The sequence below is a fragment of the Roseibium sp. genome, assembly GCF_050301095.1.
Taxonomy (GTDB): domain Bacteria; phylum Pseudomonadota; class Alphaproteobacteria; order Rhizobiales; family Stappiaceae; genus Roseibium.
Genome location: NZ_JBNKYW010000078.1, coordinates 17,281 through 27,289, shown reverse-complemented (window position 1 = coordinate 27,289; position 10,009 = coordinate 17,281). Strand labels below are relative to the sequence as shown.

Sequence of the window (10,009 nt, the reverse complement as noted above, 5' to 3'; positions counted from 1 at the left end):
CGTCAGCTGAACACGCTCATCTACAACGACAGGCAAATCATCAACGTCTGGTTTTTCCCTGACGGTGGCACGAAGACCTCCTGCTCGACCAGTTTCGGCCGGTTGCCGGTTCCCCATGACTTCGGACCTCCGCTGAACGCGAAACTGTTCACGGACGGCCGCGAAGCCTGGTACCGGGTTCCCTTTGAGGCGGTCGACACCGTCGATCGGGTCACGATCATAAAGAAGGGGCGCTACGGGCTGACCTTCGCCCCGACGGGAGGTTTGAAGGAGGCCGGTTCGGAGCAGTTTTTCGCGTCCTCTCCCAACACGCCGTTTTCTGCGCTGTATCACTTTAACGGCGACGACGGTCTTTTGGAGAAATACCGCGAGAACTGGGGCCCCGTTTTCGGGGATACCTACGGACTCGCCTGCGGTCCCGGGGATCCGCGGCTGTGCTACCTGACGATGATCCCGATTGAGCAGGTTTTCCGGCAGACTCTGCCCTTGCTCGGCCTTTTCGGCCTGTTCAGCGTCTTCGCCGCTTTCCTCGTTTATCAACGGGTCAACAGGGCCGTGCTGGAAGGGCGCAGCGCCAGGGGACGCGTCCGGCGTGCGATTGCAAAGGGTGGAGCGGGCTTCGAACCCTACTACCAGCCGATCCTGACACTTGACGGCATGACCTGCGCGGGTTGTGAGGTGCTCGCCCGATTTCAGGATTCTTGCGGAAAACTGATGCCGGACGAATTCATCGGCCTCATACAGGATCAGAACCTGACGTGGGAATTCACCGAAATCATCATATCCAGGGCCTTGGATGATTTGCGCCCCGTTCTTGCCAGCCGTCCGGGCTTCAAGGTCTCGGTGAATTTCTTTCAGGCCGATCTGGACGACACGCAAATCCAGGCACTTGTTCAATCACCGGTCTTCACCGCCGCGAATGAAGCAGGCATCTCCCTTTGTTGTGAAATCCTGGAGACCGGCATCGGGAAAGGAACCAGCATCGCCAAGTCGCTGGCTTATCTGCGCGGCATCGGCTGCCAGATCGCCATCGACGACTTCGGCACCGGTTATTCTAACCTGGCGCAGATCTACGCCCTGAAACCCGACCTGCTGAAGATCGACAAGATGTTCATCGAAGACCTGAGCACTTCGGCGGACAGCGCCCGCAGCGCCTTCCTGCATGCCATTCTGGACATCGCCGACGCCCATGATCTGAAAGTGTGCGCCGAGGGCGTGGAAACCATCGAACAGCTTTCTTCTCTCAAGGAGCAGAAAGTCGAGTTCGCCCAAGGCTTTTATTTTGCCAAACCGATGCCCCTTGGCGATTTCGCCCGTTACCTTGAAGAGCAGGCGCAAAAGCAGGAACTCCCGGAAGATGGCAAGATCATCAAGTTGTCCCCGGCCGCCAGCTAGAGGCTTGATCCCGGATTTTGATGGTTCGGTCTTTTCTCCCGAATGGAAGGTTGCGTTCGGGGACACGGCAGCGCCACAACAACAGAGGCGATCCGTCGAGCAATACAAAAGAGTCAAGAGAGCCTGAGGACGCCTTCCAAGCGGTACGAAATATGTGAGCTCGTTCAGAGGGACGCAAAGCTTCGATCAACTCCCGGTCTGCGACCTTGAGATTGTCCCCCGCCAGGCTGCCCTCCAAAAGACAGCTTCAATCATACCTCACCTGAATCGGGTTTCCGGCCTGGCAACAGTACATCCTGTCCCGGTCGTATTTTCCCCTCGGCGTCGTACCCCCCATCCCAAACGGCAAATCGGTGTTGGCCTGTTCTTTCAATTACTTGCTGTGCCACTGGAAGGTTGCAGCAAATTCGCATTGACTGCCTGCCCCAAGGCGGCGGCAAGAGTTAATAATGCGCTTAATAGGAATCATTTCATCTTGTCTCTTTATGTAGAAAATTTGACATTTTCCGCCAAACGACACCCCGACAGGTACAACTAAAAGTATAAATATTGACACAGTACCGCAAAAACAAACCGAATTTATTTTCGCCACATTTACACTTGAATTTTGATGCAGAACCTCAGAAAAAGATCTGATCAAGGGATCCAAATAAAGTAACTATGGCATTTTTTCTTGATAACATTCACCTAAAGTAATTTTCCCTTAACTTCACCTCGCATAACTAACTAAAAGTCGATCTTTTGGGGGAAGCAGGAATGTTTCGGATTCTGAATAACACTCTCCAGGCAACCCTGGATGCGCTCAGCCGGTCACAGGCAATGATCGAATTCAAACCCGATGGGACGATCCTGACGGCGAACCGAAACTTCCTAGATACAATGGGATATGAACTGGATGAAATCCGAGGCGCGCATCACAGCATGTTCGTTGATCCGGAGCACGCCAGGAGCAATCAATACAAGCAGTTGTGGCGCAACCTGAACGCTGGTGAATTCCAGGCAGCTGAATTCTTGCGCATTGGCAAGGGCGGCAAGGAGGTCTGGATTCAGGCGTCCTACAATCCGGTGCGCAATTCTGCCGGACAGGTAGTAAAGGTGGTCAAGATTGCCACCGACATAACTGAACAGAAGAAACGCAATGCTGACTTCGAAGGTCAGCTAAACGCGATCAACAAGTCTCAGGCTGTCATTCATTTTGATCTTGACGGAACCATCCAGTACGCAAACGAAAATTTCCTTTCCACGATGGGCTATACGCTGGACGAAATCGTGGGGGAACATCACAGCATGTTTGTGGAACCGGAGTACAAGGCCAGCCAGGAATACCGTCGCTTCTGGGACGATCTTGCAGCCGGCAAGTTTCAGTCTGACGAATTCAAACGCATAGGGAAAGGCGGGAAGGAAGTCTGGATTCAGGCGACATACAATCTAATCCTGGATGCCGCCGGACGTCCCTTCAAGGTCGTGAAGTTCGCAACGGACAGAACCGCACAGGTCATGGAACGCCATCGCAGGGCAGAAGTGCAGCAACGGATTGACAGGGACCTTGCGGAGATTGCCAACGCGATTTCCGAGACGACCCAGCAAGCTACAAATTCAGCCTCGGCATCGGAGCAAACCTCCTCGAGCGTTCAGACCGTTGCGGCGGCGGCTGAAGAATTGGTGGCGTCCATTCAGGAAATCAGCCGTCAAGTGCAAACCGCGCTCAATGTATCCCAGGATGCTGTGAAGGAAGCCGAACGTTCGGGCGAAATCATGTCTGGACTGTCGGATGACGCCAAGACAATCGGCTCCGTTATCGAGCTGATCAACGGCATCGCGGACCAGACCAATCTCCTGGCCTTGAATGCGACCATTGAAGCGGCGCGGGCCGGAGAGGCAGGCAAGGGATTTGCGGTTGTCGCCTCTGAAGTCAAGAACCTGGCATCGCAGACCAGCAAGGCGACGGAGGAAATCTCCAGTCAAATTGGCATGATGCAAGAAACGACAGAACAGGCGGTAAAAGCGATCGAAGCCATCATGGCCGTGATCAACAATATTGGTGACATAGCGTCGAGCATCGCATCCGCCGTGGAGGAACAGACCGCGGTAACCAACGACATTTCGTCCAACATGCAATCTGCGGCCCAAGGCGTGGAACTGATCACCACGAACATGCAGTCGATTTCCTCGGCGACAGCGCAAATCGACGCCGCGACCCAGAATGTGAAACGAGCGTCACTAACTTTGATGTGACGCCGCCCGGCATCTACCGCTGACTTCCATGGAGTGACTTCGGCGAACACCACCGAACCTGCATTTGTCGCTCTGCCGACAAAGCCTTTGCGGCATCGACTTCCGGACCCCTCCCATTCCCCATAGAAGCTTTCCCCGGCACCGGCTCGGTCTCGGCTTTCGCGGTGCGGTGTGAAATTCCTTGCCGCAAATGCGGTCCGGATTGATCTGTCTCAAGGTGAAAGGCGCCGGTTGACTGCACTTTGTGGCTCTCAAAAGGAGGCAAGAATGAGCCACGTTCCACACGAACTGCACGAAGAATTTCCGGATGCCGCAGAGGCATTGCACAGCCTGAAGATCAACGATCCCCACTTTGCCCGGATGGCGGACGAGTACCACACCGTCAACCGTGAGATTCACCGCATCGAGACAGATGTGGCCCCGGCTTCCGACGAGGTTCTGGAAGACCTGAAGAAAAAACGCCTCCACCTCAAAGATCAGATTGCCGCCACCCTGGCAGCCGCCGAAAACACCGTGTCCTGAGCCCCTCCTTTTCAGGCCGGTGTCGCGCCCGCGTCGTCCCCGTCCGACGGCGCGGGCCACTTTTTTCCGGAAGACATGCCCGGATCCGGTACCGACAACGGCACCCCGCACTCTTCAAGTTCATGAAAATCAAAAAAGAAGGCGCCGTGGCTTGTTGCAAGCCCGGCGCCAGTCTGGGGAGGAACGACCCTCATCGTTCGTAGTAGATGTGGGGTGCCCTGGCACGAATTTCAAGATAGTATGAAACGTTTACGTAAAGGTAATGTCGGCACCTTACGCAAACGTTCGCCACGCAAGCGACTGACGCACAGCTTGACCTTGGGGCCGGACCAAGGTTTTCTGGGGCCGATTTGAACACGGATCCGGCCATGTATTTCGCCCGTTACGCCAGTTTTCTGCTTTGCCTCGTTCCCGCCGCCGCCCAGGCCGCCGACTACTGTATCGACGTGCAATCGAAGAAAGGCTGGCAACAGCTGGCCTTACCCGCCGGCAAGATACGCCGTGTCAGTTATTCCGGTGGGTGGAGCGTGATCAACGGCATGTTCAAGCCTGTCGGCCCGCGCGGCTATTCCGGGGAGGATGCGAAGAAACTCGGTCCCTTCTACGGCTACAAGTTCGACCAGTCCTATGCCTTCGGTGAAATGCTGGTGCGCGATCAGGCCGGACGCATCGTTCCCTTTGCCGAATTCGCTGCCCTTGCAGTCAGGGCGACCGATCCGGCAGGCGTTTATGCCTTTCGCATCAACGACAAGAACGAAGTGCTTTGGGACAACGGTGGTGTGATCCGGGTTTGCATTTCCATGCGATGAGCCGCCTGATAGCGTGGCGCAAATCATTCGCGAAACTTGCACGCTGCCAAGCGGGGGAAAATGTCCAGTAAAGTTGCTCTTGTCACAGGTGCCGCCAGAGGCATCGGCCTTGCCACTTCCAAGCTCCTGCTGGAAAGAGGCTGGCGCGTCGCCATGCTGGACAGGGATTCCGACGAGCTGATGTCCGCATCGGCCGGGCTTGAAGGGGCAACTCCCTTCCTCTGCGATGTTTCCATCCAGGCCCAGGTGGAGGAGACGCTGCCCGCCATTTCACTGGAATTCGGCAGGCTCGACGCGGTGGTCAACAACGCCGGCGTTGCCGAGTTCGGCCCGATCGAGGCAACGGATTTTGCCACATGGCGGCGCGTGATGGAGACCAATCTGGACGGTGTCTTTCTGGTTTCCCAGACGGCGATACCGGCACTGAAGGAAACCCGCGGCGCGCTGGTCAACATCGCGTCCATCTCGGGGCTGCGCGCCTCGACTTTAAGGGTTGCCTACGGCACGTCGAAAGCCGCCGTCATACAGCTCACCAAGCAGCAGGCCGCCGAACTCGGCGAATACGGCATTCGCGCCAATTGCGTCTGCCCGGGGCCCGTGCGCACAAAACTGGCCATGGCCGTGCACAGCCAGGAGATCATCGACGCCTATCACGATGCCATTCCGCTCAACCGCTACGGCAGCGAGATGGAAATCGCCGAGGTCATCGCCTTTCTCGTCTCCGAGCAGGCAAGCTACGTCACCGGGCAGATCATTGCCTCCGACGGCGGCTTCGAAAGTACCGGCGTCGGGCTTCCGGCCCTCAGGAAGTGAAAGGGCCGGGTGGTCCGTCGCCGAACCTATCCACACTTTCCCCTCACCCCGAGACGCGGGCAAACCCGCTCCTCAGGATGAGATCGTCTGACCGGCGTCTCGACAGTCAGGAGCACGGAATTCGTACCCGACGTTGTACCCTATTGCCGGAACGCGCCTTCCGGCCGGTATTTGTCCATCACTGCGTCAAGACGATCATTGGTGATGGCCGGGTTGGCCTGTTGCAGGCAAGGCAGAAGAATGGCCTTGTTGGCCCGTTGCTGCGCGCCGCTGGGATATTTCGACGGCTCCGGATTGACCGGCTTGAAGCACGCTATGAAGACCGCTTCCCCGATACCGAGGTCCGCGGCGATCCTGTCCGTCGGCCGGTTCGGGTCGTTGTCCGCCTGGGCCGGTGTTGCGGCAAACAGCACGGCGGCGAGGATCAGGTATCTCATCAGGTTGGCTCCGGTGTTCGTTCTGCGCGAGCGGCAGGTTCGGGAAGAGTTTTTTCAATCTAGAAGAGACGACCGGATTCGATGTGACAACCGTCACACTTTTTCAAATTTCCTCTTTGCAACCAATGGGCATGGGACAACCAGTCTCAACGGTCTGCGAGGAAATGCGCCGCGACCTGCCGTTGATGCGGATGATCCCGGTGTTCGAAAAGGTAGAGCCCCTGCCAGGTGCCCAGCGCCATCCGGCCGCCGGACACCGGTATGGAAAGCGAGACCGGCATCATGGCAGCCTTGATGTGGGCCGGCATGTCGTCCGGTCCCTCGTATGTGTGCACCAGATAGCTCATGGAGGGATGATCGGTTGGAGGCACCAGCCGGGCAAAGAAGGCCTTCAGATCCGTCTGCACATCCGGGTCTGCGTTTTCCTGGATCAACAACGAGCAGGACGTGTGGCGTACGAACAGGGTCAACAGACCGTCGCCCGCGTCCTCCTCTGACAGCCAGCCCCTGACGGCGCGGGTAAACTCATAGAGGCCCTGGCCGCCGGTGCGGATGGAGAAGGTGGTCTGCATGTTTTCTCTCTCCTGCGTGGGGCTTCTTGCTTAGGCGATCGGCTTTCTGGTTGCAAATCCCCGCTACGCCCGCCATCTGAAGGGGGCCCGCCCGTCCTTTTCCGTTCACCAAGGTCCATCCATGGCATTCTCCGGCAAGAAGGTCCTGATTGCCTCGCTCGGCACACGCGGCGACACCCAGCCCTATGTGGCGCTCGCGAAGGAACTCGTGAACCTTGGGGCGGAGGTCGTTCTCTCGACGGGACAAGGGTTCGACGCCATGATCGAGGCCGCCGGAGCCCGAGCCCGTCCCGTGCCCATCGACTATCAGGCGCTTCTAAGGGACACGGAGGTTCGGGAAGCCCTGTTCTCGCTGAAAGGTGCCATCAAGCTGGCCCGGAAAAGCGTCCGGCTGCAACGGGACATCGTTCGAATGTTGTGGCAGACAGGGCTTGAGGAGAAGCCGGACCTGATCCTGTTCAATCTGAAGGCGACGGCGATGACACTTGTTGCCCGCCGACTGAACGTTCCGGCCCTGCCGACAGCCCTGCAACCGGTCACCGCCCGAACCCGGGCCTTTCCGGTCCCGCTCTTCGGCCTGCCGAATCTCGGGCCCGGCCTGAACGCCATGAGCTATGGCTTCTTCCGGAGGCTGATGAGCGCCGGCATTGCGCCCGTGCTCAAGTCCCTGAAGCATGACGCGCAAGCCGAACTTGCCCAGTCTGGCTCCTTGATGGACGGCCATCTGCCGCCTGGAGGCAGGCCACTCAACCTGCAGGCTTTTTCGAAAGCCCTCGTCCCGGACCCGGGAGACTGGAGCGCGGAGGTCTGGCAAAGCGGCTACTGGTTCACCGAACCGGACCCGTCCTACCGGCCTCCCCCGGATCTCGCAGCCTTTCTGGAAGGAGGACCGCCGCCTGTCTACCTCGGTTTCGGCTCCATGCCGAGCAGGGATCCAACCGGACTGACCGGCATCGTTCTGTCCGCCCTCAGGACGACCGGCCAGCGTGCGATCCTGGCGACCGGCTGGGGCGGCCTTACGGCAGCGGCGCTGGATGAAAGCATGGCGAAACAGATCCATCTTCTCGACAAGGCGCCGCACAGCTGGCTGTTTCCGCGCTGCTCGGGCGTCGTCCATCACGGCGGGGCCGGCACCACCCACGAAGCGCTGCGCTGGGGCAAGCCTTCACTCGTCTGCCCGGTTTTTGCCGACCAGCCCTTCTGGGGCGCCCGTGTGCACCGGATCGGAGCAGGTCCGGCGCCCATCCGCCAGAAAAAACTGACCACCGAAAACCTTGCCCGTGCCCTGAAGGATCTCGAAATGCCGACCTTCAGGGATGGTGCGGAACGGGCCGCTCGCCTCATGGCTTCGGAACCCGGCGCCAAGGGAACCGCCGACCAGCTGGCGCGATATCAGATGCGATATCCGGCGTCATTCCCCCGTCAGGCGGGATAGCGGTATCGCAGCTCTTTCCTTTTGCGGCCGGGCCTGACACAACTAGTGGAAAGTTGTCAGAGGAGTCACCGCCCCCGTGTTTCCCTCCCGTTATCTCGTTTTTGTACTTTGTCTCATTGCCGCCTTTCTCAGCTTCGTGCTGATGTTTGCCGTTTCCGGTCATTTCGTCTGGCCCTTCCTTGCCTTCGCCGCCGTTTCGGCCATCGGCTACTGGGACACCCAACAGACCAGGCATTCCGTCTTGCGGAATTATCCCGTCACGGGACACTTCCGGTTTCTGTTCGAGGCCATCCGGCCGGAGCTGAGACAGTATTTCTTTGAAAGCAACCAGGACGGAAAACCCTTTTCCCGCGAACGCCGCTCGATGGTCTATGACCGGGCCAAGAATATCGAGGATGTGCTGCCCTTCGGCACGGAACAGGACGTCTACAACGGTGCCTACAGTTGGGTGAACCATTCGATCTGCCCCCGGCCGGAAAACCACATGGACCTTCGTGTGACCATCGGCGGACCGGACTGCACGCAGCCCTATTCGGCCTCGCTGTTCAACATCTCCGCCATGAGTTTCGGCTCGCTGTCGGGCAATGCCATCCTGGCGCTGAACAAGGGGGCGAAAAAGGGCAATTTCTATCATGACACCGGCGAAGGCAGTGTCTCGCGTTATCACCGGGAAGGTGGCGGCGACCTCGTCTGGGAACTGGGCAGCGGCTATTTCGGCTGCCGGGCGGACGACGGCACCTTCGATGAGGAGAAATTCCGCAAGCATGCCGCCGACCCGCAGGTCAAGATGATCGAAATCAAGATGAGCCAGGGCGCCAAACCCGGCCATGGCGGCGTTCTTCCCGGACCGAAGGTGACTGAAGAAATCGCAGAGGCGCGCGGCATTCCCGTCGGTGAGGACTGTATTTCGCCGGCCTCGCATTCCGCCTTTTCAACGCCGCTGGAACTCCTGGACTTCATCAGGAGGCTGCGCGAGCTTTCCGGCGGCAAGCCGGTCGGCTTCAAGCTTTGCATCGGCCACCGCTGGGAATTCATGGCCATCGTGAAAGCCATGCTGAAAACCGGCATCAAGCCGGACTTCATCGTGGTGGACGGGGCCGAAGGCGGCACGGGGGCGGCCCCGGTGGAATTTGCCAACCGGCTCGGCACGCCGCTGCGCCAGGGCCTGTCCTTCGTTCACAACTGCCTGGTGGGCGCCGGCCTGCGCGACGACATCAAGATCGGCGCCAGCGGCCAGTTGATCAGTGCCTTCGACATTGCCGGCACCATGTGCCTGGGCGCGGACTGGGTCAACTCGGCGCGCGGTTTCATGTTCGCCGTCGGCTGCATCCAGTCCCAAAGCTGCCACACCAACCGCTGTCCGACAGGTGTCGCGACCCAGGACCCCAAGCGCCAGCAGGCGCTGATCGTGCCCGACAAGGCAGAACGTGTCGCCAACTTTCACCGCAACACGCTCAAGTCGCTGATGGCATTTACTGCCGCGGCAGGCCTGGAACATCCGGGGGAATTCCGCCCGGAGCATTTCTATGTCCGCGAAGGCCAGCGCGAAATCCTGCCGGCAAGCGCAGCCCTGACCTGGCTGAGAAAGGGCTCCCTGCTTGATCAGGCCCACGACATTAAGGGTTACTCGACCTATTGGAACATGGCCGAGGCCGACAGCTTCCATCCGTCGAAAACCATGACCGCCGCCCGCGCCATGCACCACCACCAGCCGCATCACTGATGGGCGCCTAGCAGGGTACGCGGCACCACGTCGAAAAAGAGGGGCTCGGCGGAAATCCCGCCGGGGCC

Annotated in this window: 9 protein-coding genes; 7 read left to right on the top strand and 2 right to left on the bottom strand. The window is 58.9% G+C overall.

Going from position 1 to position 10,009, the window contains the following annotated elements; genetic code table 11:
• From ACQY7U_RS07290 to ACQY7U_RS07270, 5 genes are all read left to right on the top strand, one after another.
• On the top strand, positions 1–1,395 hold a 1,395-nt coding region (locus tag ACQY7U_RS07290), incomplete at its 5' end, for an EAL domain-containing protein (RefSeq protein ID WP_428643186.1).
• A 756-nt stretch (positions 1,396–2,151) separates the two neighbouring features.
• The gene (locus ACQY7U_RS07285) at positions 2,152–3,630 is read left to right on the top strand and encodes a methyl-accepting chemotaxis protein (RefSeq protein WP_428643185.1); all 1,479 of its coding nucleotides are present in this window, start codon (positions 2,152–2,154) and stop codon (positions 3,628–3,630) included.
• Between the two features lie 267 nt (positions 3,631–3,897).
• Positions 3,898–4,152 carry a YdcH family protein gene (locus ACQY7U_RS07280; RefSeq protein ID WP_428643183.1) on the top strand — a complete coding sequence of 85 codons (255 nt, stop codon included), beginning with the start codon at positions 3,898–3,900 and terminating at the stop codon, positions 4,150–4,152.
• A 368-nt stretch (positions 4,153–4,520) separates the two neighbouring features.
• A complete protein-coding gene (locus tag ACQY7U_RS07275; RefSeq protein ID WP_428643182.1) occupies positions 4,521–4,961 on the top strand; it encodes a hypothetical protein in 441 nt (146 codons plus the stop codon).
• Between the two features lie 60 nt (positions 4,962–5,021).
• Positions 5,022–5,774 (top strand): SDR family NAD(P)-dependent oxidoreductase, encoded by a 753-nt coding sequence (locus tag ACQY7U_RS07270; protein ID WP_428643180.1) that lies wholly within the window; start codon positions 5,022–5,024, stop codon positions 5,772–5,774.
• Positions 5,775–5,914: 140 nt separating this feature from the next.
• On the opposite strand, the gene ACQY7U_RS07265 is transcribed toward ACQY7U_RS07270, so the two are convergent.
• Together ACQY7U_RS07265 and ACQY7U_RS07260 are read right to left on the bottom strand one after the other, a co-directional pair.
• Positions 5,915–6,211, bottom strand: coding sequence for a hypothetical protein (locus tag ACQY7U_RS07265; protein ID WP_428643178.1), 297 nt, complete (start codon positions 6,209–6,211; stop codon positions 5,915–5,917).
• A gap of 146 nt (positions 6,212–6,357) precedes the next feature.
• Positions 6,358–6,783, bottom strand: a complete 426-nt coding sequence (locus tag ACQY7U_RS07260; RefSeq protein WP_428643177.1) for a secondary thiamine-phosphate synthase enzyme YjbQ — start codon at positions 6,781–6,783, stop codon at positions 6,358–6,360.
• Positions 6,784–6,904: 121 nt separating this feature from the next.
• On the opposite strand from ACQY7U_RS07260, the gene ACQY7U_RS07255 reads away from it, so the two are divergent.
• Together ACQY7U_RS07255 and ACQY7U_RS07250 are read left to right on the top strand one after the other, a co-directional pair.
• Positions 6,905–8,218 (top strand): glycosyltransferase, encoded by a 1,314-nt coding sequence (locus tag ACQY7U_RS07255; RefSeq protein ID WP_428643176.1) that lies wholly within the window; start codon positions 6,905–6,907, stop codon positions 8,216–8,218.
• A gap of 76 nt (positions 8,219–8,294) precedes the next feature.
• On the top strand, positions 8,295–9,941 hold the full coding sequence (locus ACQY7U_RS07250) for an FMN-binding glutamate synthase family protein (protein WP_428643174.1): 1,647 nt from the start codon (positions 8,295–8,297) through the stop codon (positions 9,939–9,941).
• Positions 9,942–10,009 lie beyond the last annotated feature (68 nt).